The organism is Streptococcus ruminicola, from assembly GCF_011387195.1.
Taxonomy (GTDB): domain Bacteria; phylum Bacillota; class Bacilli; order Lactobacillales; family Streptococcaceae; genus Streptococcus; species Streptococcus ruminicola.
Genome location: NZ_CP046919.1, coordinates 1570616 through 1596404, shown reverse-complemented (window position 1 = coordinate 1596404; position 25789 = coordinate 1570616). Strand labels below are relative to the sequence as shown.

General features: G+C 40.1%; 24 protein-coding genes. 3 read left to right on the top strand and 21 right to left on the bottom strand.

Features of this window, described 5'->3' with window-relative positions; translation table 11 throughout:
- Positions 1–31 precede the first annotated feature (31 nt).
- The 3 genes from GPZ88_RS08130 to rpiA form a co-directional block, all read right to left on the bottom strand.
- Positions 32–844 (bottom strand): purine-nucleoside phosphorylase, encoded by an 813-nt coding sequence (locus GPZ88_RS08130; protein ID WP_074482086.1) that lies wholly within the window; start codon positions 842–844, stop codon positions 32–34.
- A gap of 10 nt (positions 845–854) precedes the next feature.
- Positions 855–2066 (bottom strand): phosphopentomutase, encoded by a 1212-nt coding sequence (locus tag GPZ88_RS08125; protein WP_093815457.1) that lies wholly within the window; start codon positions 2064–2066, stop codon positions 855–857.
- 158 nt (positions 2067–2224) lie between these two features.
- Positions 2225–2899 (bottom strand): ribose-5-phosphate isomerase RpiA, encoded by a 675-nt coding sequence (rpiA, locus tag GPZ88_RS08120; RefSeq protein WP_039697080.1) that lies wholly within the window; start codon positions 2897–2899, stop codon positions 2225–2227.
- A 453-nt stretch (positions 2900–3352) separates the two neighbouring features.
- On the opposite strand from rpiA, the gene mnmE reads away from it, so the two are divergent.
- A complete protein-coding gene (mnmE, locus tag GPZ88_RS08115) occupies positions 3353–4726 on the top strand; it encodes a tRNA uridine-5-carboxymethylaminomethyl(34) synthesis GTPase MnmE (RefSeq protein ID WP_166044008.1) in 1374 nt (457 codons plus the stop codon).
- Between the two features lie 36 nt (positions 4727–4762).
- Here mnmE and GPZ88_RS08110 read toward each other — a convergent pair whose 3' ends face one another.
- The 7 genes from GPZ88_RS08110 to GPZ88_RS08080 all read right to left on the bottom strand — a co-directional run bounded on the left by GPZ88_RS08110 (position 4763) and on the right by GPZ88_RS08080 (position 14027).
- Positions 4763–5347, bottom strand: a complete 585-nt coding sequence (locus tag GPZ88_RS08110) for a uracil-DNA glycosylase family protein (RefSeq protein WP_158913506.1) — start codon at positions 5345–5347, stop codon at positions 4763–4765.
- A 70-nt stretch (positions 5348–5417) separates the two neighbouring features.
- The gene (gene pepV / locus GPZ88_RS08105; protein ID WP_166044005.1) at positions 5418–6824 is read right to left on the bottom strand and encodes a dipeptidase PepV; all 1407 of its coding nucleotides are present in this window, start codon (positions 6822–6824) and stop codon (positions 5418–5420) included.
- Between the two features lie 163 nt (positions 6825–6987).
- Positions 6988–7590 (bottom strand): nitroreductase family protein, encoded by a 603-nt coding sequence (locus GPZ88_RS08100; RefSeq protein WP_074630065.1) that lies wholly within the window; start codon positions 7588–7590, stop codon positions 6988–6990.
- A gap of 122 nt (positions 7591–7712) precedes the next feature.
- Complete coding sequence (locus GPZ88_RS08095; protein WP_166044003.1) at positions 7713–9443, bottom strand: hypothetical protein; 1731 nt, start codon at positions 9441–9443, stop codon at positions 7713–7715.
- A gap of 100 nt (positions 9444–9543) precedes the next feature.
- Complete coding sequence (gene uvrC / locus GPZ88_RS08090) at positions 9544–11331, bottom strand: excinuclease ABC subunit UvrC (RefSeq protein ID WP_166044001.1); 1788 nt, start codon at positions 11329–11331, stop codon at positions 9544–9546.
- Between the two features lie 119 nt (positions 11332–11450).
- Complete coding sequence (locus GPZ88_RS08085) at positions 11451–12827, bottom strand: NAD-dependent succinate-semialdehyde dehydrogenase (RefSeq protein ID WP_166044000.1); 1377 nt, start codon at positions 12825–12827, stop codon at positions 11451–11453.
- A gap of 174 nt (positions 12828–13001) precedes the next feature.
- A complete protein-coding gene (locus tag GPZ88_RS08080) occupies positions 13002–14027 on the bottom strand; it encodes a YeiH family protein (RefSeq protein WP_166043998.1) in 1026 nt (341 codons plus the stop codon).
- A gap of 106 nt (positions 14028–14133) precedes the next feature.
- Between GPZ88_RS08080 and GPZ88_RS08075 the strand changes: the two genes are divergently transcribed.
- Positions 14134–15000 (top strand): LysR family transcriptional regulator, encoded by an 867-nt coding sequence (locus GPZ88_RS08075; protein ID WP_166043996.1) that lies wholly within the window; start codon positions 14134–14136, stop codon positions 14998–15000.
- Between the two features lie 79 nt (positions 15001–15079).
- Entirely contained in the window at positions 15080–15751 is a 672-nt protein-coding gene (locus GPZ88_RS08070; protein WP_166044377.1) for a Crp/Fnr family transcriptional regulator, read from the top strand.
- Positions 15752–15788: 37 nt separating this feature from the next.
- On the opposite strand, the gene pynA is transcribed toward GPZ88_RS08070, so the two are convergent.
- The 11 genes from pynA to GPZ88_RS08015 form a co-directional block, all read right to left on the bottom strand.
- On the bottom strand, positions 15789–16475 hold the full coding sequence (gene pynA, locus GPZ88_RS08065; RefSeq protein WP_074482064.1) for a pyrimidine 5'-nucleotidase PynA: 687 nt from the start codon (positions 16473–16475) through the stop codon (positions 15789–15791).
- A gap of 10 nt (positions 16476–16485) precedes the next feature.
- Entirely contained in the window at positions 16486–16815 is a 330-nt protein-coding gene (locus GPZ88_RS08060) for a potassium channel family protein (protein WP_074482063.1), read from the bottom strand.
- Between the two features lie 83 nt (positions 16816–16898).
- Positions 16899–17582: an ABC transporter ATP-binding protein gene (locus GPZ88_RS08055; protein ID WP_166043994.1), complete on the bottom strand. Its 684-nt coding sequence runs from the start codon at positions 17580–17582 to the stop codon at positions 16899–16901.
- A gap of 9 nt (positions 17583–17591) precedes the next feature.
- Positions 17592–18644 carry an ABC transporter permease gene (locus GPZ88_RS08050; protein WP_166043992.1) on the bottom strand — a complete coding sequence of 351 codons (1053 nt, stop codon included), beginning with the start codon at positions 18642–18644 and terminating at the stop codon, positions 17592–17594.
- Between the two features lie 152 nt (positions 18645–18796).
- Positions 18797–19297, bottom strand: coding sequence for a YkgJ family cysteine cluster protein (locus tag GPZ88_RS08045; protein ID WP_074964759.1), 501 nt, complete (start codon positions 19295–19297; stop codon positions 18797–18799).
- A gap of 80 nt (positions 19298–19377) precedes the next feature.
- Positions 19378–20235, bottom strand: coding sequence for a hypothetical protein (locus GPZ88_RS08040; protein WP_166043990.1), 858 nt, complete (start codon positions 20233–20235; stop codon positions 19378–19380).
- A gap of 130 nt (positions 20236–20365) precedes the next feature.
- Positions 20366–20791, bottom strand: coding sequence for a cupin domain-containing protein (locus tag GPZ88_RS08035; protein WP_166043988.1), 426 nt, complete (start codon positions 20789–20791; stop codon positions 20366–20368).
- 15 nt (positions 20792–20806) lie between these two features.
- A complete protein-coding gene (locus tag GPZ88_RS08030; protein WP_166043987.1) occupies positions 20807–21130 on the bottom strand; it encodes a carboxymuconolactone decarboxylase family protein in 324 nt (107 codons plus the stop codon).
- Positions 21131–21153: 23 nt separating this feature from the next.
- On the bottom strand, positions 21154–21546 hold the full coding sequence (nmlR, locus tag GPZ88_RS08025; RefSeq protein ID WP_166043985.1) for a stress response transcriptional regulator NmlR: 393 nt from the start codon (positions 21544–21546) through the stop codon (positions 21154–21156).
- A gap of 103 nt (positions 21547–21649) precedes the next feature.
- Complete coding sequence (locus GPZ88_RS08020) at positions 21650–22831, bottom strand: Mbeg1-like protein (RefSeq protein ID WP_166043983.1); 1182 nt, start codon at positions 22829–22831, stop codon at positions 21650–21652.
- A gap of 80 nt (positions 22832–22911) precedes the next feature.
- On the bottom strand, positions 22912–25701 hold the full coding sequence (locus GPZ88_RS08015) for a cation-translocating P-type ATPase (protein WP_166043981.1): 2790 nt from the start codon (positions 25699–25701) through the stop codon (positions 22912–22914).
- Positions 25702–25789: the final 88 nt, after the last annotated feature.

Genomic DNA, 25789 nt, shown 5'->3' with positions numbered 1-25789 from the left:
GTTTTTTAGTAATAAATACTAATGTGTCTAATTATAGTTCTGCTAAAACAGCTTTAACGAGTGTCTTGAAGTCTTCTTTGATTTGTTGAGTTACTGCTACGACTTCTTCGTGGTTAAGTGAGCTTTGGAAACCTGCTGCGTGGTTTGTGATTGCAGAAATTCCCAAAACTTTCAAACCTGAATGAGCGGCAACGATAACTTCTGGAACTGTTGACATACCAACGGCATCTGCACCAAGTGTTTGGAAGGCGCGGATTTCTGCAGGTGTTTCATAACAAGGACCTGACACACCAAGGTAAACCCCTTCGTCAAGTTTGATACCGATTTTTTCAGCAACTTTGTGAGCAATGGCACGGTAGTCTGCTGTATAAGCATCTGACATATCTGGGAAACGTGGTCCGAAGTCATCAAGGTTAGCCCCAATCAATGGGTTTTGACCTGTCATGTTGATGTGGTCTGAGATAGCCATCAAAGTACCAGGACCAAAGCCGATACCACCAGCGGCATTTGTCACGATAAGTCCTTTACAACCAAGGGCTTTCATCACGCGCACTGGGAAAGTTACCAATTCCATTGGATTTCCTTCGTAGAAGTGGAAACGTCCTTGAAGAGCAAGAACTTTGTGACCACCAAGGTCACCATAAACCAATTGACCTGCGTGACCTGCTACTGTTGATTTACCCCAGTTTGGGATTTTTTCGTAAGGGATGACAACAGCATTTTCGATTTCTTCGGCAAGTTCACCAAGACCTGAACCTAGGATAAGTCCAAATTCTGGAGCATCACAAGCTTGTGAGACTAAAAACTGACGTGCTTCTTCAATTTTTTCAATAATTGTAGACATGTATTACCTCTTATACTAATTTATCTAAGAATGATTGACCAATCATTGCTTTTTCAACGCCAAAGTTTTCGGCGATTGTTGCTGAAATATCAGCGAAGTGTCCGACTGGCAAGACACCATTGCCTTTGAAGGCTGGGCTGTAAGCCAACAATGGGATATATTCACGTGTGTGGTCTGTACCTGTGTAAGTTGGGTCATTACCGTGGTCAGCCGTAATCAAAAGAAGGTCGTCTTCTTTCATGTTTTCCAAGATTTCAGGCATGCGTTTGTCGAAATCTTCAAGGCAATCACGGTAGCCAGCAGCGTTACGACGGTGACCATACATCGCGTCGAAGTCCACTAGGTTTGTAAATGACAAACCTTTTGTGAATTCAGGTAACTGCATTGTTTTAAGCAAAGTATCAACACCGTGCATGTTTGATTTGTTGTGACCCATATCATTTGTGATACCTGAACCATTGAAGATGTCGTTGATTTTACCAACACCGTAAGTTGGTACACCAGCGTCAGCTAATTTGTTAAGAACAGTTGGTCCAAATGGTGACAAAGCGTAGTCACGACGGTTAGCTGTACGCGTAAAGTTACCTGGTTCACCAACGTATGGACGAGCAATAATACGACCAAGAAGAGCTGGACGTTCTTGAGTGATTGAACGGGCGTATTCACAGATTTTGTAAAGTTCTTCTACTGGAATAACGTCTTCGTGGGCAGCAATTTGAAGCACTGGGTCAGCTGATGTGTAGATAATCAATTCGCCAGTTTCCATTTGACGTGGACCAAAATCATCGATAACAGCTGTACCTGAGTATGGTTTGTTAGCTTCACGAATGACTTTACGTCCTGAAAATTCTTCGATTTTAGTCAAAATTTCTTCTGGAAATCCACCAAGGAATGTATCAAATGGCTCTGTAATGTTAAGACCCATGATTTCCCAGTGACCAGTCATTGTGTCTTTACCAAGAGAAACTTCTTCAAGTTTAGTTGCATAACCTGTTGGTTTAGCTTCAGCCGGAACAGTTTTTAAAGGTGTTTCACGCGGAATGTTTCCAAGACCGATTTTAGCCATGTTTGGAACGTTAAGTCCGACAGTTTTTGAAATGTGACCAAGTGTGTCTGAAGCACCATCGGGGACACCAGCATTGACAAAATTATTGGCATCTGGTGCTGCACCAATTCCGACTGAATCAAGCACAACAAGGTGAATACGATTAAAAGTTGACATAGTTTTCCTAATCTAGGGTGGTTACGGTTGGCACCCAAAACCTCCTAATCAACTGCAAGGTATGCAGGATTAGAAATAATCATTTGACTTTTTGCGATAACATAGCAAACAGGAGACTATCGGCTATTCTTAGTCAAACCATCTCCTGTAAACTTTCTTTATTTAGCTTCTAAAATTTTAACGCCGTCTTTACCAGCAACGATAACTTTGTTAACCATACCATTGAAGAGACCGTGTTCAACAACACCGACCATGGCTTTCAATTCTTTACCAAGTTCGACTGGATTTTCAATGACACCAAGGTCAAGATCGATGATATAGTTTTTCATATCAGTGACAAAGCGTTCGCCGTTTGCCATGCGGTATGATGGTTTGTAACCTTTTTTCTCGAATTCACGGAAAATGCGGTCAGCACCATATTGCACAACTTCAACTGGCAATTTGAAAGCACCAAGTGTGTCGACCATTTTAGATTCGTCAACAACCCAGATATATTCTTTACTTGGTGTAGCAACGATTTTTTCCATAAGAAGAGCACCGCCGCCACCTTTGATACCGTTGAAGTTTTTATCCACTTCATCAGCACCGTCGACAGTTACATCGATAACATCGATATCATCAACGGCTTTCAAAGGAATACCAAGACCTTCTGCTTGAGCTGTTGTTTGGCTTGAAGTTGTCACACCGACAACTTTAAGACCTTCTTCTTTCATACGACGACCGATTTCTTCAACGAAGAAATATGCTGTTGAACCAGTTCCAAGTCCAACGACCATGCCGTCTTTCACATACTGAGCAGCTGTAACACCAGCCATTTTTTTAAGTTTTTCCATAACAACCTCACCTAAATTTATATGTAAAACAAAAATTACCTATTTCCAACTAACCATTATACCATGACTTGGGGTGTTTTAGCTACCATAGATTACCAGAGAATTGGAAGTCCTGTTTAAACTAAAAAAATTTTTTGATACTTTCCTTAAGTGGTGCTGTCGGCAGCGACTTCCTGCGGAATTCCATGCCTAAGTTTTGAGCCTAAGGTCTCAAAACTCCCGGGTGGCTGACGTTATTAGTCTTCAGCCACTTTCACCACGACGGTAAGTATCGTTTTGATGCTCGCTTCGCTCGCAAATGAATCCTGAACCTCAAGGTATTGTAATAATAGTTAAAATTCTATTTTCTGATTCAATACTCTGTATCGTTTTTTCGTTTTTATTGCTTGAAAAATTTTTTTGCGTTACAATTAAATAAGATATTTTTTGAAAAACTAGATTGGAATGACATAAATGATTACAAAAGAATTCGACACAATTGCTGCGATTTCAACACCGCTTGGTGAAGGGGCAATCGGAATTGTCCGACTCTCTGGTACTGACGCGCTAGCTATTGCCAAAAAAGTCTATCGCGGTAAAGACCTAAGCAAAGTCGACTCTCACACTATCAACTATGGTCATATTGTTGATCCTGACAACGATGAAATTCTGGATGAAGTTATGGTATCTGTCATGCTTTCACCAAAGACATTTACCCGTGAAGATGTCATCGAAATCAATACACACGGTGGTGTGGCTGTCACTAACGAGATTTTACAACTTGTCTTACGACATGGTGCTCGTCTTGCTGAACCTGGTGAATTTACCAAACGTGCTTTCTTGAATGGTCGTGTGGACTTGACTCAAGCGGAAGCCGTTATGGATATTATCCGTGCTAAGACTGACAAAGCTATGAATATTGCTGTCAAACAGCTAGATGGTTCGCTTTCAAAACTCATCAACGATACGCGTCAAGAAATCCTTAATACATTGGCTCAAGTTGAGGTAAACATCGATTACCCTGAGTACGACGACGTAGAAGAAATGACAACAGCTCTTATTCGTGAAAAAACACAAGAATTCCAAAGCCTTTTGGAAAATCTCTTGGCTACTGCAAAACGTGGTAAAATCCTTCGTGAAGGTTTGTCAACTGCTATCATTGGTCGTCCAAACGTTGGAAAATCAAGTCTTTTGAACAATCTGCTTCGTGAAGATAAAGCTATCGTTACTGACATCGAAGGAACAACTCGTGACGTGATTGAAGAATACGTCAACATCAAAGGTGTGCCTTTGAAACTAGTCGATACAGCTGGTATCCGTGAAACTGACGACGTGGTTGAAAAAATCGGTGTGGAACGTTCTAAAAAAGCTCTTGAAGAAGCTGATTTGGTCCTTCTTGTCCTTAACAGCTCTGAACCGCTAACTGACCAAGACCGTGCACTTCTTGAACTCAGCAAGGATAGCAACCGTATTATCTTGCTTAACAAAACTGATTTACCAGAAAAAATTGAAGCTGATGAGTTGCCTGATGATGTGATTCGCATTTCAGTTCTTAAAAATCAAAACATTGATTTGATTGAAGAACGCATCAACCAACTCTTCTTTGACAATGCTGGAATCGTTGAAAAAGATGCCACTTACCTTTCAAATGCTCGCCACATCGGTTTGATTGAAAAAGCTGTACAAAGCTTGCAATCAGTCAACGAAGGACTTGAAGCTGGTATGCCAGTTGACCTTCTACAAATTGACTTGACACGTTGTTGGGAAATTCTTGGAGAAATCACTGGTGAAGCTGCACCAGACGAACTCATCACAAAACTCTTCACACAATTCTGTCTTGGAAAATAGGAAAAACTCGCCAGACAATGGCGAGTTTTTTAATACCTATTTTTCTAAAATAGCTTTGACACGCTTTTGAAGGTCTGGGATGACTTCTTCTTCAAACCATGGATTCTTGCGCTGCCAAATGTTATTTCGTGGCGATGGGTGCACCAATGGGAAAAATTCTGGCAAATAGTCTTTATAGTGTTTGACGGTATCCGTAAGCTTAGCTGAGGATTTTTGCTTCAAATAATAGCGTTGCGCATAAGAACCAACTAAAATATGCAACTCTATATTGGGTGCTAAAGCTAGGGTGCGCTTGTGCCATTTATCCGCAAAACCTTTTCGTGGAGCTAAATCACCTGACTTACCCTTGCCAGGAAAATAGAAATCCATAGGTACCACCGCAAAAAGTCCTGAATTATAGAAAGTCTCACGGTCAACGCCAAGCCATTTCCGCAAATTATCACCACTCGGGTCATTCCAATAAAGTCCTGATTCTTGTGCTCGAATACCAGGAGCTTGCCCGACGATATTAATTCGAGCGGTTTTTGGAACGGTAAAAAGCGGCTTAATGCCTTGCTCGGTGTATGAAGCATTTTGCTCATCAGCCATAATATCTGCCACTAATTGTTCAAGGCTATCCATACAATCACTTCTTCCTAAAAAATAAAGAAGAGTCTTTTGCTAACGCAAAAGCCCTCTTCTTTTTTCTGTATTATTTGATCAATTCGTAAAGTGCTTCAGCGTAGATAGCAGCTGCACGGTAAAGATCTTCAACATCTGCGAATTCGTTTGCTTGGTGCATTGTGTTCACGTAGTCTGGGAACATAGCACCGAAGGCAACACCGCGTTTAAGAAGACGACCAAATGTACCACCACCGATAACTTGTTCGTAACCTTTCAAGCCAGTTTGTTTTTCGTAAACTGAAAGAAGTGTTGAAACCAATGGATCATCAGCTGGAACATAGTGTGGAGTGTGTTCGTGCTCTGACAATGTCACTGCTGTCACACCATCAAGTTTTTCAAGCTCAGCTTTGATTGTTTGAGAATCAGTACCTTGTGGGTAACGGAAGTTAAGTGTGATTGTGTTGTCATCTGAGTTGCGGTCAAATTTGAAGACACCAGCGTTCATGCTGAGGGCACCCATTTTAGCGTCTGTGTAAGCAACACCAAGGTTTTCACCAGCAAAGTCTTTGTGAAGAACGTTAGCTGTTGTGTCAAGGTAAACTTTAGCAGCACCGTCAAAGGCAAATTGGTCTAAGAATTTAGCAAGGTAAGTTGCAGCGTTAAGACCAAGTTCTGGGGTTGAACCGTGAGCTGATTTACCGATTACTGTAGCACGGAAAGCATCACCTTCTTGAACAAGCTCAGCTTTAAGATTTTCAGCAGCCGCAAAAGCAGCCAATTTTTCTTGAAGTTCAGCCAAAGTGCTGTCTGCTGTAAATACTGCTGTTGCTGATTCTGGAACCATGTTGTCACGAAGACCAGCTTCAAAAGTATTCAAAGTGAAAGCTCCGTTGTTTTCACCAGCGAAGTGAAGGTATTCAGTAATGTTACCTTTTTCACCGTTGATGATTGGGAATTCAGCATCTGGAGAGAATCCGAAATCAGGATCTTTCAAACCGTTATGTGCGAAATAGTATTCCATATCGCCCCAACCTGATTCTTCATCAGTACCAACGATGAAACGAACACGTTTAGATACTGGAAGGCCAAGATCTTTGATGATTTTTAGGGCATAGTAACATGCCATTGTAGGACCTTTATCATCTGATGATCCACGCGCATAAAGACGTCCGTCTTTGATAACTGGTTCGTAAGGATCTGTATCCCAACCGCTACCTGCTGGCACAACGTCCAAGTGAGCAAAGATACCAAGTACTTCGTCACCTTCACCAAATTCAAAGTCACCAGCATAGTTATCGATGTTACGAGTTTTGTAGCCATCGCGTTCAGCCATTGCAAGGAAGTGTTCCAAAGCTTTTGCTGGACCAGGTCCAAATGGGTGTTCTTTGTCAGCTTTGCTGTCATCACGTTCAGAGTTGATGCGCAAAAGTGCAAAGAGGTCTTCCATCATGGCATCTTTACGTTTTTCAACTTCTGCTTTAAAGTCTACTGTCATTTCTTATAACTCCTCCATAAATGTAGCTCTTCCTTACCAGAAAAACTACTATATTGTTTATCATTTGAGTCAACTAACCCATAGTAACTCATATTTTAAGATTTGTAAACCTAGTTTTGCGAAAATTCTTAACTAGATTTGGTGCATAAACGTTAAAAATCTCTTAGCGGCGCTCAATGATTTCGTCGACTGGTAAACGATAACTTGGTTCAGGTTTATCATCACTGTAGCCAACAGTAATCAAGAGCTCTGGACGAAAACGTTTATCAATATCTAGAATATCATTTGTCAAAGACTTGTCAAATCCAAGAAGAATATTTGATGAAATATCTTGGTCAGTCAAAGCTAACACAAGGTTCATTGCAACAAGTCCTGCGTTTAATGCAAGATATTCACCTTTACGCTTGTCGTCGTATTCTGCATATCTAGCAGGCAATGTTTCCATATAGTAACCAAGTTTTGAATTATCCAATGATTTGACACCAATACGAGCAATCTTACGAGAACGTTGAACCAAATCTGTATCTGTAAAAAGTGCAACAACGTACTGAGCTTCTTCAACTTGTTTTTTGTTCAAACTTGGAAGATCTTTAGCAAGTTCTGCTTTTTTATCTTCGACGATGACAAATTTCCATGGTTGAATATTGTTAGCACTAGGTGCTAAGGTAGCAATTTCAATTGCAGTGCGTAAATCTTTATATTCTACAGGTTTACTATTGAATGTTTTGACGGCATGGCGCTTTTTGTTCAATTCTAGAAACTTCATTAAGCGACCCTCCTTTTTAAATTTTTTATGCTCTTTTATTTTATCATTTTTAAAAAGACTTTACAGCTATTTGCCACGGAAGCGCATACACAAATGCAAAAAAGAAAAAACTAGGATTTTTCCTAGCCTTTCTTACTTAAATTTATTTTTTTAATACCGAGATAAATCACAACTGAAAGCCAAGATAAAATATTAACCACTATCAAAGCTTTAAACCATGTACGAATACGGTAAGTAATCTTCAAGACATTTTTTCCTGCTTTTTGCATCACGGTTGGTGTGCCAATACCAGACAAAGAATAATCCTTATCGCTCAGTTTTTTACCGTTAAGCGTCAACTCAGTATCCTTATACTTAACAACTGGGATGATCGCCCAATCGCTGGTATCTGCATACCAAGTGAAGGTTAGCTCATTATCCCCTTGTGTTTTTTTGAATAAATCGGTATGGCCTAAGACAAATTCTTCATACAAGACGTATTTGTTTTCTTTGTTTGATTTGTCAGCCGGCAAGTAATCTGGCGTTGATTTTGACACAATATCCAGCAGTTTAAATTTATCTGAGTCGTAAAAGCTTGCTCGCACATCGGCAGGATTTCCCCAGATAAAGGTGTGCTTCTTACGTTGAATTGGATATTTAGTATTGTAATACTCATCAATCTTTTCGCTCTGCAATTGTGATAACTGTGCTAGGCTTAAAACATTGATGACAATTAATCCGACAGTAACGATTTTTGACCATTTTTTATCAAAATAACGATCCAAAACCATAGCCGCTGCTAAAAGCAACAAGACAGTGGCTGGCACAAAGAAACGAAACGGAAATTGAATCAGATTAACTAGCGGAAGATTCAATTGGTTGACCGTATACCAAGGGAAAATACTACTTGATAGCACCAAGAAAAGGAAAAATGCCCCCGTCACCACGCGCAGCAATTGATCAAAATGACGCCAGTGTCTAAATGAAAAATAGAGTTGATACAAAAGTACCAAAACAAGCGCCTTAGGCGTTAACAACCACTCGATACTGCGTTGGTTGACGGTCATAATGTACAATTTTGAATTGATGAATGGCTCAACCAAATTGTTACTACGTCCAACATCAATCAAAGCCGCCCAGACATTTGCCGTTAGTAAAAGGCTAAGCAAAACAGCTTGAACGCCCTTAACAAAGACTTCTTTTTTCTTGTCAGATTTGAAAAAGCCGTACAAGTAAAATGGCAAATAAGCCAAGATTAACAAGAAACAGCTAAGCATGTGGACTTGCATCATAACAGCAACCGATACTGCTAGACGAAGCACTCCAACTCTTTTAGTTCTTACAAAATCAACTGCTGGAATCAAGCACCACGGCATAAAAGCGGCACCCCAGCTTGAAAATCCTTGTCTAAAGGTCCAGTACTGAACCGAAAATGTCATCATGTAAAAAGCTGCGACACCCAAAGCTATCTTTGGCTTAACAAGTGCTCTGCGATTTAATCGATACATTGAAAAACCAGCAATGACACTTAATAAGAAACGTGATAGCAATTGGTATGTGTACCAATTCTTACTAATAAGAACTAAAAGCCCTTGAAAATAAGCAAAATACGGACCATACAAGGCGTTAACAATACGTCCTGAACTGTAAAAGCCGTATAAGGAAATGAAATAGCTAAAATTTCCAGTCTTAAGTTGCATCGCTGTCTCGTAGAAACGATTGTAGTGAAAGAGAAAATCACTACCCGCAATAACTCCACGAGACATGATTTGTGGAAGCAAGAGCAAGAAAGCTACCACAAGAATAACAATACTTGGCAGCCAAGTGCTCTTTTGACTTAATTGAGAGAGGCCTTGCTTCATTTTTTTAAACATGCGTATCTCCTTAAAAAATCCCTATCCATGTTAGCACAGTTTAAAATAGATTACAATCCTAGCAGAAAATTTCAAGAAAGTTTTCTGACGTGTTTTCAAGTTACTTTTTCATTTCTTCAGCCAATTTTTCCTTAACAGCTACGGCAACGTTTCGTGGGACACCACAATTGATGATACCCTCAACGTCTGCTTTTTGGATGTTTGGCAAGCTCTTGAAGTGTTTCATGAGTAATTGCTTGCGTTTTGGTCCCAAGCCAGCAATGCCGTCCAGTTTTGATGAGAATGAATTTTTAGAACGCAGTTGACGGTGGAAGGTAATGGCAAAGCGGTGCACTTCGTCTTGAATGCGTTGGAGCAAGAAGAATTCTTCTGAATTTCGTGGTAATTCAACTACTTCTAGAGGGTCACCAAAAAGCAATTCATGCGTTTGGTGTTTGTCATTTTTTTGCAGACCAGCAATTGGAATATCAAGACCTAGTTTATTTTCAATGACTTCACGCGCCACATTGACCTGACCTTGACCACCATCGATGATAATCAAATCTGGCGGTGTCAGACCGTCTTTCATGACACGACTATATCTGCGATAAATGACCTCGCGCATGCTGGCATAGTCATCTGGTCCAACCACAGTTTTAATCTTAAATTTACGGTAATCCTTCTTGCTAGGTTTGCCATTTACAAAAACGACCATTCCCGCAACTGGGCTTGTCCCTTGAATATTTGAGTTATCAAAAGCCTCGATGCGTACGGGTTTTGGAATATTGAGCAGCTCACCGATGTTTTCAATAGCACCGTGGGTCTTACGAATGTCTTTTTCTAGCAAATCGAATTTTTGTTGCAGGCTGACACGCGCATTTTTTATGGCTAGATTGACCAGCTGTTTCTTCTCACCGCGTTGTGGTTTAACGACCTTGGTATTAACAACTGCTTTGACCAAGTCTTCATCAATATCCTGAGGAATAAAGATTTCTTTTGGAATAAAATGCTTGCTGTCACGGTAAAATTGTCCGACGTAAGTCAAGAAATCCTCTTCTGGGTCATTGTAGTAAGGAAACATATTGACATCACGTTGAATGAGTTTTCCTTGGCGAACAAAGAAAACCTGCACACACATCCATCCCTTATCAACATAATACCCAAAAATATCACGGTCCATCATGTCTTGATTCATGACACGTTGTTTAGTACGAAGGGTTGAGATGGCTTGCAGCAAATCACGATATTCTGCTGCGCGTTCAAACTCCAACATGTCAGAAGCTTTTTGCATCTTCTCTTTTAAGCCATCAACGATTTTATTATCTTGACCATTCAAGAAATTCTTCACATCCTGCGCCATTTGAACAAAATAATCATGGTCCACATGACAGATGGTGTGAGCTTTACATTGACCTAAATGGTAATAAAAGCAAACTTTATTAGCTGGATTGGTACATTTTTTAAAAGGAAAAATACGGTCCAAAAGTCGTTTAATCTCTGTCGCCGCCCCTGAATCAGGGTATGGTCCAAAGTACATGGCACCGTCTTTTTTGATTTGGCGGGTAATCATCAAACGTGGGTACTGCTCATTCACTGTAATTTTGATAAATGGATATGATTTATCATCTTTTAGTTTGATGTTGTACTTGGGCATATTTTCTTGAATCAGATTGATTTCAAGAAGCAAAGCTTCGGTATTTGACCCTGTGACGATGTATTCAAAATCTTCAATTTCAGAAACCAAGAGTTCGGTCTTGGTATTGTGGCTACCATGAAAATAGCTGCGCACACGATTCTTGAGATTCTTGGCTTTTCCGACATAGATAATCTTGCCGTTTTTATCTTTATGGATATAGCAACCAGGGCTATCTGGCAGCAATTCCAATTTATGTTTAATCAGTTCATTCATGATTTTATTATAGCAAAAAGGCTGTTGCATTGCTTGTAAGGACTTTTGATGAAAAGAAAAACCACTCCCGAGGCTTGGAGAGTGGTTTCGTGTATGGGATTTAATAAAAGGAGAGCTGGTTAATCATTTGGGACAAAAACCAGGTGTTCGTTGACAAAGGCGTCAAAACCAAGTTCGCTTAATTCGCGACCGTAGCCTGAGTTTTTAATGCCACCAAATGGGATTTCAGGGTGTGATGTCCATCCTGAATTGATGAAGGACATACCAGTTTCAATCTTGGCTGCCACTTCTTTGGCGTGGTCAAGATTCTTAGAAAAGATAGTCCCACCAAGACCATAGCTTGAGTCGTTTGCGAGTTCAATAGCTTCTGCTTCGGTGTCCACTTTGTAAATTGAAGCAACTGGACCGAAGATTTCTTGGTTGTAGATTGGATTTTCTTTGGTAATATTTGTCAAAACGGTTGGCATGACAAAGTTTCCTGGGTGGTCAATTGGTTGATCACCGTAAACGACTATCGCACCATTTTCCTTGGCTAGCTTGATTTGACCAAGCACTTCTTCTTTGGCTGCAGCTGATGACAATGGTGCTAAAGTTGTCGCTGGGTCCATTGGGTCACCCCATTTAGCTGATTTGAAATGTTTAACCACCATATCGACAAATTTATCGTAATTTTCTTGTCCGACAACGATAAAGCGTTTTGATGAAGTACAAACTTGGCCAGCATTATAAAGACGAGCAAAAAAGATGGTCTTATCAAGCAAGTCAAAATCAGCATCTTCTAGGATAATGAAGGCATCATTACCACCAAGTTCCATGGATGATTTTTTGAGATTAGCCCCTGCTTCTGCCGCGATTGAGGCACCACCACGTTCAGAACCTGTCAAGCAAACGCCAACCACACGTGGGTCTGCAATAGCTTTTGAGACTTGATCGTAAGACAAGAAAAGATTCTTGAAAGCCCCAACTGGCGCACCAGCTTCCAAGACCAAATCATCAAAAGCTTGAGCTGACGCAGGACAAATTGACGCGTGTTTTAAAATCATTGGATTTCCAATCATGAAGTTTGGAGCAAAAACGCGCATGATTTGATAAAATGGGAAATTCCATGGCTCAACAGCTACCAACACACCTGTGGCTTGCTTAATGTAATAAGCATCGCCGTTAATATTTTCTAGCGGACTAGGTTTGAGAAATTCCTCAGCCTTGTCAGCGTAATAATCTGCTATTTGGGCACAAAGCTCGACCTCACCTTTAGCTTCCGTGAAAAGTTTTCCCATGTCTTTTGTCATAACTTCAGCGTATTTATCGACGTCACGACGAAGCAGGTCAGCAATCTTATGCAATTGTGCTTTTCGCTCTGTCAAATCACTTTCAGCACGCCACTTCTTATAAAGCGCATGCCCATTTGTCAAAGCAGCTTCTAAGTCTGCATCAGTCGCATTATCAAAGCTTTTAAGAACTTCGTTTGTGTAAGGATAAGTTGTTTTGTATGCCATAATATCTCCCTTTCTTGCTTTTTGAAAAAATAGCTAGTGCTATTTATTATGAGCTTTAAGCAAGTCCATATGAGTTCATTATAACACTATAGGAAACGTTTTCAAGAAATAAGTTCGTTTCTCCAAAAATAAGAAACAATGCTTAGATTAACAAACATTGTTTCTTTTTTCCTTTTACCAAATGCCTAAAATATGTTGCATCAAGAGACTAACGCAAGTAATGACTACCCAGCAGGCTCCGCCGACACCGATTGCTTGTCCACCTGTCTTGATGAGTTTAACAGGATTCGTATTAAGCCCAATAGCTCCCATCGCCATGACAATGAAGAATTTTGATAGTACTTTAAGCTGGTCAAAAATCATGGTATCAAAGCCAAGAGCACTGGCAAGTGTTGTGACAACTGAGGCTAGCAAGAAATAAAGCACAAACATCGGAAAGGCTCTTTTTAGACTGAAAGTCTTCTCAGAAGCTCCGCCATTTTTCGACGCTTTATAAGCCTGATAAAATGACAAACCAAGCGTAATTGGAATAATAGCCAGTGTGCGTGTTAACTTAACGATGGTTGCCCCTTCAAGGGTATTTGAGTGATGAATGGCATCCCATGCTGCTGCAGTGGCTGTTACAGATGAAGTGTCATTGACAGCTGTCCCCGCAAAAAGAGCAAAACCATGATTCGTCAAACCGAGCATATCACCCAATGTCGGGAAAATCAGCGCTGCAAGAATATTAAAGAGGAAGATAACTGAGATACTCTTAGCCACTTCTTCATCTTTAGCTTTAATGACTGGCGCTGTCGCTGCAATAGCTGAACCCCCACAAATCGATGAACCAACTCCAACCAAGGTTGCTGTATTAACATCTAACTTAAGCCATTTTTGTAAACAAAATGCCATAATCAGCGAGGTTGCAATGGTTGAGATAATGATTGGTAGAGACTGTGCACCAACTCTTAAGACCTGCGTCAAATTAAGCCCAAACCCTAGTAAAACGACTGCTGTTTGTAAAATGTATTTTGAGGTAAAGGCAATGCCTTTTGCAGTTTTGTCGCGCTTCTGATAGAAACTTCCCACAAGCATACCAAGTAAAATGGCAAAAACTGGTGCACCGACCAAAGGAAAGACTTGCCCTAAGAACCAAGCTGGCACAGCTAAAATCGCGCAAAGAATTACTCCTGGCGCTTTTTTCTGAATTGTTAACATAATGAACTCCTTTTCACGTCACTCATTATAGCGCGCTCAATCTATAATGTAAAATTATGATTTATTATGATACAATAACAAATAATAATCACAAAGGAGATTTGCTATGCTTGATTATCGTGTGTTTACTTTTATGAAAGTCTGCGAAACGCTTAATTTCACCCAAGCTGCAAAAGAACTGCATATCACTCAACCTGCAGTCACTAAGCATATCAAAGCTTTAGAGACAGAGTATCAAACCAAGCTTTTTACCTTTTCTGGCAAGCGATGTCTGCTGACACAAAGTGGGCAAGAATTGCTTGATTTACTGACGACTATGGATACAGATATCAAGCATTTTAAGACACAGCTCAAACAAGATTTGCAACCGCTAAATTTTGGAGCGACTTTGACCATTGGTGAGTATGTTTTGACTGATTCTTTAGTGGATATTTTGGCAAATCACCCAAACTTCCAAGTCAAAATGCTAGTGGACAATACCGAGACACTGCTGAAGGCTATTGATAATGGACAGATTGATTTTGCCTTGATTGAAGGTTTCTTTTCAAAAGAAAAATACGATTTTCTGCCTTATCGCACAGAACCTTTCATCGCTGTCGCTTCTCCCGACTCACCCCTAGCAAGCGGAAGCTATTCTTTAGAAGACCTACTAGCCTATCCTATCATCGTGCGCGAGCAAGGGTCAGGTACCCGTGAAATGCTTGAAATCACGCTCAAAGAAGCTAATTTAACCATTTCTGATTTCCATAAAATTACTGAAATTGGTAGTCTAAATACCATTTGCGAGCTGGTTCAAAAAAATCTGGGAATTAGTTTTGTCTATCAAAGCGTGGTTCAAAAGGAAATTTCTGCAGGTAAACTCCAAAAAATTAATTTGGATATTTCTGCCATGAGTCATGATTTTACCTTTATTTGGCGCAAAAATAGCCATTTTAAAAATCATTATCAAGATATTTTTAAGTTCTTTTTCTGATTTTTTGGCTTGATAAAAACGCTTTTTTAACGTAAACTATATAGTTATATAGCCTATGTTAATTTTAGAAAGGGCAATTATGCACTCTACACTAGATATTACAGAACTTTATCAATACGGCGAACGTGTGACCTTTAAAAAGGGAGATAATCTCGCACAGTCCGTCGCTGGCGAAACAAGCGGTGATATTTATATTCTATCTTCAGGCATCTGTGCTCTTTCGTCTATTTCTTGTGATGGCAAAGAAACAACTTATCTATACTTTAAAAAGCGACAATTTGTTGGCTTTGTTCCATTGATGAACAATCTGCATTTGAACTATTACGGGAAAAAATCGTTTTCAATTGTTGCCAAAACGCCTTGCGTGGCTTACCGCATTTCTAATCGTCAATTTCAAGAATTGCTGGGCTTTCCTTCAGTTGTTAGCCTGATGTTAAATACATTGACCGAAAATCATATTTATCTCATGGAACATTTTCACAGCAGTAAAAATGAACCTGCTTTGGTTCAATTTTGCCGCTTCTTACTTGATCAGGCTGAACCGTGTGAAGCTGGTAATCTAGCCTTAAACACATTCTTTACCTATCAAGAAATCGCCTGCTACCTAGGCATGCACTCAGTAACCATTGCACGAATGGTAAAAGCACTTCGCGCTGAAGAAATGATTGAAAAAACAGGCCATCAGATTCATATTATAAATCCTGATCAAATGGCAAAACTAATCACCGAAGAACGCAAAATCGACTATTAACTAAAAACCGGAAGTTTAAAACTTCCGGTTTTTGTTTTTATCGTAATAATTTTAACAATTCTTGATAGTTGTGGACGGTGTAGGTAGGGTTGGCTGCGGTGTGGTTAGCTTTTTTATCTGGGTTATACCAGACAGTATCGATACCAGCATTATTGCCACCTTGGATATCCGCCAGCAGATTATCACCAATCATCAAAGCTTTGTCATGATTAAATCGTGAAATGGCTCCAGAAATCGCATCATAAAAACCTTTATCTGGCTTTTGAAAACCAACTTCATCAGAGATAAAGACGTGTTCAAAATAATCTTTAATTCCTGAATTGGCCATACGACCAGTTTGAATCTTGGTAATGCCATTTGTTGCACCAAAAATGCGGTAACCTTCTTGATTTAGCTGGTCTAACAACTTATCTGCTCCTGGAAGAATCTGACCTTGTTGGCTAAGAAAATCTTGATAGCGCATGGCAAAGGCATGACCATCAACCTCGTGCCCAAAATGGGCAAATAAACGAGAGAAACGCGTGTCAACTAACTCTTTCTTAGTAATCTTTTTCAGACTTAAATCATTCCAAAGTTTACGATTCATGGGAATATAAACTTCTTTATAAGTCTCAACATCACCCACACGCGCTTCTGTCAAAAGCTCTGTCAAAGCAACATCTTCTGCCGCGTTAAAATCAAGCAAAGTATGGTCCAAATCAAACAATAAATCACGATAAATCACAGATCTTCTCTCACTTTCTTCTATCCAATTGACCCAATTTCTTAACAACAACAGCTAGAAAACTCCCCATAACCCCTAATCCGACAACTGAATACGTCATGGTAAAAATCTTTCCAGCCGCTGTGACGGGATAAATATCCCCGTAGCCAATCGTTGTTAAAGTTGTAAATGAAAAGTAAAGGGCATCTAAATAAGTAAAATGTTCTACGTGTGCATAAAAAAGTGTCCCACTAAGCAATAAAACAGCTGTGACACCAGCAATTCCTCTAGTTTCATCATCCTTAAAGAGTGACCATAAGACACGCAATGTCCGACGCATTTGCAAGAAAAAAGTAATCATGACGTCTCCTTTACTAACGACCCTTTTTTAAGTCAGTAAGATTTGACTTCATTATATCACACATCGCATCTCAAGACACATTACTAATGATAAGCAGCAATCTCTTCTTCTCGTAAAACGCCGTCTTCCATGACCAACAATCGGTCACAATAAGCAACTAAGCGTCTGTCGTGTGTAACCATTAAGACTGCTTTATTCTTTTCTTTGGCTTCATCGGCTAGAATTTTGACAACTTCCATAGCTTTTTCGGTGTCCAGACTCGCTGTTGGTTCATCAGCCAAAATAATAGTCGGATCATTGTACAAAGCTCTGGCAATAGCCACTCGTTGCCTTTGTCCGCCTGAAATTTCCTCAGGGTATTTGTTTGCGATATCAGTGATGCCAAGCTGAGCAAAAAGACTATCAATCGACTCACGTTGCTTTTCCTTATCCACCTTATCAACCAAACGTAGCTGATCTTTGATTTTTAAAAATGGTACTAAGTTTGAAGCTTGCAGAATAAATCCAATCTGGTCAAAACGCATCTTAGCACGCGCTTTTTCTTTTTTCTGGCTAAAAGCTTGGCCGTTCAATCTCACTTCACCTTGTGACGGTGATTGCAGCCCACCAATAATGGTCAAAAAAGTACTTTTCCCAGAACCTGATGGGCCAATCACTGCGACAAATTCACCTTTGTTAATCGTCAAATTTGTCTCTTTCAAAGCTTCAATTTGCTCTGGGCCATCTTTGAAATATTTTTTTATATTGATTAATTCAATTGCTGTCATAATTATCTCCTAACCGATTGCCTTTAAAGGGTCAACTTTGACAATGCTTACCACTGAGAAAAGGGCACCAAACACAGCGATAAGAATCATCAGCACGCTGATGCCTGCAAAGAAAAGAGGATTAATCTGGAAAGGCACACTAGTTGGCAACACTAAAGCGCTAGCCATTGTCACCAAAAGCCCTAACCCTACTGCCAAAAGTGCCAGAATGAAAGTCTGTGCGAAAACCATTCGTGACAAGTAGCCGTTAGAAATGCCTTGAGCTTTTAAGACACCAAAAATTTCTTTCTTCTGAAGGGTCAAAATGTAGATAAAAATCCCAATCACGATAGCAGCGATAACGATTAAAAAGCCAATCATGAAAGAAAAGGTCAGATTTTGAGCTTTATAACCTGGAAGACTCTCGATGAAGCTTGCTGTGGTCATGCTTTCAAGCCCTTTTGGAACTTGATTAACCTTGCCACGAACCACAAGGGCACTGATGGTAGCAGCTTGGCTATTATCACCGAGAATGCTTGTCAGTGTGTCCTTGCTCAGATACAAAACAGATTGCACATTAAAGCTAGCCTTGTCCGTAAAACCAGTGATAGTCAACTTTTTGCCACTATCTCCAAGAGTAATCTCATCACCAATCTCTAGTTGATAAGCTTTTTTCAAACTACTATCTGCGACAACTTGTCCAGTTTTTGAGAAAATCTTTCCATCACTAAGCTTTGGGCGTAAGAATTCATCTGACTTAATGGCAAATAAATTGACATTCACCTTCGACTTATCATTAGCTTTTATGGTTGCTGAAGCTTGTGTCAATTCAGCAGTTTGGTCTGCCTTGACTTCATCTGCTAAGGCTGTAGAAAAGCGTGACAAACGTAAATTTTTATTAGCTTGTTCGCTTAAGATAATATGGTCAGCTTTCCAAGAATCAACCGCTGAGCGATTGGTCTGGGCTAAACCATTAGCCAAGCCCGTCAGGAAAAAGACCAAGTAAGCAATCAAGAAAATCACTCCAATCACTAATCCATAACGCAGCTTCGAGTGTTTCATTTCATTCCAGGCTAAAAACATAACTGCCCTCCTCTATTTCGAATACTGTAAGCTTACTATGATTTTCAAGTAAAGTACATTAATTTGATTGCAAATTTTACCGTTTTCATGAAAACCTAGACACAGCAAGGGATAGGAAAAAAGCACCTCAAAATGAGATGCTTTCTAAATCTTTATTTCCCATCCAATCGTTCTTTGAGTTTTTCGACAAAGAGGTAGGCTGCGGGGCAGAAAAGGGTGTTTTTAATGGTTAGATTATTGATTTGATAGATTTTTTTGCGGTCTGTGTGTGGGAATTCACGGCATGCTTTTGGTCGGACGTCGTAAATGGTACAAAGGTTGTCATCGCCTAAAAATGGACAAGGCATTGATTGAAAGACTTTGTCGCCATCTTCATCCACGCGCAAATACATGTCTTCAAAAACGCCTAGTTTCATGCGAAAGACTTTTGAGATACGCGTGATGTCAGCCTCGGTAAAGAGCGGACCTAAGCTTTTACAGCAGTTAGCACATTTGGTGCAATCAATCTCATTGAAAACTTCTGTGTGAATTTCTTGAGTGATTTTATCAAGGTTTTTAGGTGCTTTTTTCTTAAGGGTTGCCAAAAATTTACGATGTTCTTTTTGTTTTTGTTGCGCTAATTCATGATAGCGTTCAATATCAATATCTGTCATTTTCATACTTTCTAACATTGTTTTCAGTCAGAAAATATTATAGCACAAATAAAAAGAGGACTCAAAAACCTCTTTGATTATCAGCGCAGCTTTAGCAAAGCCACGCGCTCTTGTTCTTTTATCTCTTGAATAAATCTGTCAAATTCTGCTTTTGCTGCTCTGTTATTTTTCAAATCACAATCAAATGAAAGATTCTCTAAAAAGACGGGGTCAGTTCCCTTTTCTTGATAAATATTTCCTTGAAAGAAATAACGGCGAGTCTTTCGGTCAATAGCAACAACTGAGGAACGCCAACGCGACTTTGCTTGATTGTCTGGTTTCCAGCTGATTTTGAGCTGCTGCCCGTGATAATACCAGCCCATCAATTGCAGAGCTATTTGCTTGTTTTTTATCGGGTCTTGATAAAAGCACGGCAGAGCAACGGCTTGATTATCTAAAAGAGAAAAAGGATGGAAATCCTGAATCCCTTGATAATCATCGTAAGAGATGGCATTGTCAGAATCATCTGAGTGAAAAAGCGCCGAATGCGCATCACGAAAGGGATCATAAACATCATCTAGGTTGACTTTCTTGCCAAAGGTCAGCCAATCAATGCTTGCCTTATCGTAATACATCACGTAATCCTTCAGCAATTTTTTATCGTTTGGTACCTGCAAAATCTGAATCGTCTCACGCGCCCTTAAAGGGACTGACATCATGCCCTGATAAAGCATAGATTTAGTAAACAGTCTGATACGCTTTATATCGCTACTGTAACCAAGTTTTGAGTGGTTAAGAATATAAAAGCCATCATCTTCTAACTTAAAGACAATGACAAATTGCAAGTTTTTACGTTTTTGATCTATTCTAAAAATTGGTGTGGCAAACTGCGAATCATTTTTAAAAAGCTTTAGAAAATGCCCCGCCTGCACCATTCTGATATGTTTATATTGCGTCATAAAATCTAGTTTAACATGGTCAAAAGAAATTGTCACGATAAGTAGTATCAAAAAACGCCCAAGCTATTTCTTGGACGTTATTATTGGATGGATTGTTTTTTGGTTTTAGGAGTAAAAGGGTAATTAGATTTTATAGGTTGTTATAATCTTCTTCGCTTACTGCTTCTAGCCAAGTGTTTGAGGTATTTTCACCTGGGACTTCTAGCGAAATATGGCTAAACCATGAGTCTTTCTTAGCACCGTGCCAGTGTTTTGTATTGGCTGGAATCACAATAACTTTACCCGGTTCAAGACTGACAGCTTTCTTACCTTCTTCTTGATACCAACCTTGACCTGCGGTACAAATCAGAATTTGACCGCCACCTTTGTCAGCCTTATGAATGTGCCAGTGATTTCTACAACCTGGTTCAAAGGTCACATTTGCTAAATGAAGTGGTGAATCCGCATCGACCAAGGGATTGAGGAAAGAATCGCCATCAAAGTATTGTGCGTATGCGTCGTTTGCTTGCCCTTTTCCAAAGACATTTTCTCTATCAAAAAGTTCTTTATCTGTCATCGATTTCTCCCTCACTTAATCTTCGTTCCAAACTTCTTTTGCAAGATTGAAGACTGCCCAAGCTTTTGGCCAACCTGCGTAGAAAGCTACGTGTGTGATAACAGCAGCAATCTCAGCTTTGCTGACACCATTGTTCTTAGCATTTTGTAAATGATAAACAAGAGAACTGTCGGTGATACCAGATGACATAAGAGCTACAACTGTGATGATACAACGCGTCTTTAAGTCAATATCGTTATTATTCCAATTCTCACCCAAAAGCACGTCATCATTAAAATGCGCAAAATCTGGTGCAAATTCACCCAATTGGTCACGTCCTGCTGTTTGTTTAATTGTCATGTTGACTCCTCTTTTCTAAACGCTTAATCAGCTGTTCCTTCTTCAAAAAGACTCTCTTCTTTTTTCAAAATGATGTTTTTATAATTCTCAATTTTATAATCTAGTCGTTTTTTGGCAGCTTGCAGTTCAGCAATACGAGAAATTAATTTTTCGCGTTGTTCTTCTAAAATTTTCATTCGTGCTTTTTCCGTGCCTTCACCTTCTTCAACCAAACTCATGTATTCAATCAAAGATTCTACGCTCATGCCAGCACTTCTAAAACAACGAATAAACTCAAGAGCAGCAATATCTTGTTCAGAAAAATCCCTGACACCAGATTTATTTCGGCGCACTCGAGGCAATAATCCAATACGCTCATAATAGCGGATAGTGTCTGCTGAAACGCCCGTTTGCTCACTGACTTTTTTGATATTCATAACTCATCTCCTCTCATCTTTCTAACACAGTATATACCTTAGAGTTAACTCCAAGTCAAGCAAATCGCACAAAAAAACTTGGGTTTTCCCAAGTTTTTTACTCTTATTTCTTCTTATCTAAACGTGACAAAAGACTATTGAAATCAGGTAGCGACAAATTTATCTTATCTCTGCTAAAGTTGCCCAAGCGACTGTGCCCTACAAAAGCTTGCAAAAATAATTTAGCTGATTTAGCTAGCAATAGCTTTTTCTCTGTTCCGATAGAATAAAAGGAAGCAATGCTTGTGGCTAATTTTGTCCCAAATTCTCGGTCAATTGTGACGTCATTGATGCTATGAATTCCACTTGACATCAAGGTATCAAAGAGTGTGTCAAAAAGTATTTTCAATTCTTGGCTAGACAATTCATTCATCCATTGCTTGAAAGTCTTCTCAAGATTTTGGCTTAAATCAGTTTGGCGCTCAGCTAGGATTAGCTCACCTGTTTCTTCATTAAATTGCCACGACGTAAGGGCATGCTGCATGATGCCTGAAGCATTGCTCTTAACCACAATCGGGTCAATGTCGTTGTAAAGCATAATGCCAACGATAGACTCTTCTGGTCGAATCACTGTCACGCGCTCGCGAATCGCCTTATAGCCATCACTTTCAAGACCTTTTTCTTGCAAACCTGGTGCATCAAGCATATAGACTTTTTCGATTTGTTCACGAAGCAGGTCATTAACATGAGCCACAGCATAAAGGGCCAAATTTCCACCTTTAGAATGTCCGCTAACGGTCACCTTACCGGCGTATTTTTCAAGGTAAGCTTCAAGATAAGCCACAGCCGCACGATGAGCAGGAATTTCTTGAACATAAGTCAGTTTAAAATCCTCTTTCCAGCCAATCATGGTATCATCTGTCCCACGAAAAACCAGCTGATGATGATTAATTTCAGGTAAAGTAAAGACCATAGCTGAAAACTGTCTTTCGTATTCCGCATCAACGTCATTGACATAATCAGACAAATTCAAATTCGCAAATCGTTTTGATGCCACAACTTTCTGCAAAAGCTTAATCCGCTCTTCAGTCACTAAAAAACTATGACTAAAGGTCTTTTCTCCTGTGATATAAGGTAATAAGACCTCATGTAGATTAACGGTCTTTTTAAAATCAATTGACGCATCCAACTCTTCAAAGCAAAAATAACCAAGCTCATTTAAACATAAAATATCAGCTTCGTTAAATGCAAATTCGTCAAACGTACGACTACCATTACAGTCTAAATAATCATTAATTGTTGCCATAATTCTCCCCTAACTCTTGAATTTTACAGAGATTTGCAAAGAGTGTCAAGGAAAAGCCAGACGCCAAGACCAAATCACATCTATTTTCGCATCAAACGTTTTCGCCACTCTTCAAGACCAACAATAACAAATGGACAAAGCACCAAATAAAGCCAATGCCAAAGACCAAGACTTGCGGTGTTAAAAAGATTATGGAAAATCGGCACGTAAACCAAAATCACAAAGATAATCAATTCAACAATTAATCCGACATTAATCAAAGGATTGCCAAATAATTGCAACTTGCGAATGGATTGGTCCGAAGTTCGGCTGTTCATGACCATACCGATTTGACAGAAGATAATAGCACCCAAGGTCATAGTGGTTGCTTCTTGGTACAATTGACCTGAACCTGCAAGCACCGCTAAATTACCATTATGAAGTAGATAAGTGATGAAGAATGCACCCATGGCAAGGGCTGATTCGATCAAACCATACCATAGAAAAGCTTTTATCAGCAATTTCTTATCCAGCAAACGGTCAGTCAATTTACGAGGTGGTTGGTTCATCACACCTGGTTCTGGTGGTTCAACTCCCAAGCCAAGTGCTGGAATCATATCAGTCCCCAAATCGACGGCTAGAATTTGCATAACAGTCAACGGAAGTGGGACAAAGCCCCTTGATAAGAGGAAGAATGCTGATGGAACGGCTTCTGGAGTATTTGAGTTAAAGATATAAGTCAAGAATTTCTTGATATTATGGTAAACCGCACGCCCTTCTTCAACCGCTTTAACGATAGATGCAAAATGGTCATCCGTCAAAATCATATCTGCCGATTCTTTGGCGACATCAGTACCTGTGAGTCCCATTGCCACACCGATATTAGCTTTTTTAAGAGCGGGCGCATCATTGACACCATCACCAGTGACAGCAACGACTTCACCCAATTCTTGAAGAGCTGATACGACTCGATATTTTTGCTCCGGTGCCACACGCGCAAAGACAATTTCGCCCTTGAGCACTTCTTTTAAGGCTTCATCAGACATCTTTTCCAACTCTAAGCCAGTCACAACACGCGCATCGTCGCCACGAACAATACCGATTTTCTTAGCGATACTGAGCGCTGTCAAACCGTAGTCACCTGTCACCATGATAATACGAATACTTGCGCGGTGACATTTTTCAACCGCCTCACGCACACCTTCCCGAGGAGGGTCACTCATAGCAATCAAGCCAAGAAAGACCATATTGTGTTCCAGAGTTTCTTGCGTCCATTGTTCTTCTTGGGTCAAACGGTCGCTTTCCAAAGTCCGATAAGCAAGCGCCAAGACCCGCAATCCATCCTTAGCAAAAGCATCATTGGCAGCTAAGATTCTCGCTTGAACGTCTGCCGTCATTTCATGAATACCTTTTTGGTCTTTGTAAAAATGGCAGAGCTCTACCATTTCTTTTGGAGCACCTTTGGTGATAGACACCAAAGAACTGCCATCGACTAAGCTGTCAACTTGGTTAACAGTCGTCATGCGCTTGCGCACGGAATCAAAAGGTAATTCTTTCAAGCGTGGTCCCCAAGACTTGTTTTTTTCAAGGGTTAAGCCAGCTTTTTCAGCCAAGACATTCAGGCAAGCTTCGGTTGGGTCACCAAGAACGGTGTAGGAAGCATTTTCCTCACTCGGTGGCAAAACTTGTGCATTGCTACAAAGGTGAGCGAAGCGGACGAGATGTTCAAGTGGTTGACTTTCGATAAGCGCAGCTTTCTTGCCACTGCTTTTGCGGATATCTCCGTCAGCAGCGTAACCAAGCCCTGTCACATCATATTGAGCAGAGACTTGCCAGAGATGATTAACCGTCATAGCATTTTGGGTCAAAGTCCCTGTTTTATCCGAACAAATGACCGATGTTGCTCCCAAGGTTTCAACAGATGATAATTTTTTAACCAAAGCATTGGACTTAGCCATGCGTTGCACCGCCATTGCCAAAGAAAGGGTAACGGTCGGAAGCAAACCTTCAGGGATAAAAGCGACAATCATCCCAAGAGCGAAAATAAAGGATTTGGCGAAAGGTTCGCGGACAAAGAGAGTCGCTGCGATGAAGAAAATAACACCAACCGTAATGGCAATGACTGAAATTTGTTTAGTCAAGTGGTCCAATTCTTTTTGAAGCGGACTTTTGTCGTCAGCCATATTTTGGGTTAGGTGCGCAATTTGTCCAAATTGTGTAGCCATACCTGTTGCTGAGACAATCATCTTAGCTGAACCTGAGGATACAGTCGTTCCTGCAAAGACCATATTGTCGTATTCAAGAGCTGTTTTTTGCGAGTCTGTATCAGCTTCGCTATTTTTATAAACTGGATTTGATTCACCCGTTAAGGCAGACTGGTTAACCTGCAAGTCCGTCGCAAAGATAACACGACCATCTGCGGAAATTCGGTCTCCTTCTTCGATTAAGACAAGGTCACCAGGCACCAGCTCTTCAGCTAAGACTTTTTCTTCTTGTCCCTCACGGATGACACGCGCGTAAGAAGGCAGCATCTTTTTCAGAGCTTCGGTTGCTTGGCTAGCGCGATATTCTTGAACAAAACTGAAAACACCATTGACAATATTGACAAACCAAATGGCAAGACCAAGTTCCACGCTGTGAGACAAAATCGCCACAGCACCACCAACCCAAAGTAAAATCGCCATAAGACTGGTGAAATTCTTGATAAAAGTCACAATTACGGGTTCTTTTTGCGCTTCTTTTAACCGATTAGGACCATATTGTTTTTGACGTTCCTTGACTTGTTCGTGCCTGAGCCCAGATTGTTGCGTAGCAGCGGCTTGATAAACGTCCTTTGCTGCGTAAGTTTCAAGGTCAAGTTGAACAGTTTTTTCATTTGTTCTATCACTCATAACTTGTTCCTCGATTTCTAAAAACGGTTTCACGTCCTTAAAGCCATTATACTACTTTTCAAAATCATTTAGGCAAATCAAGCAAGCC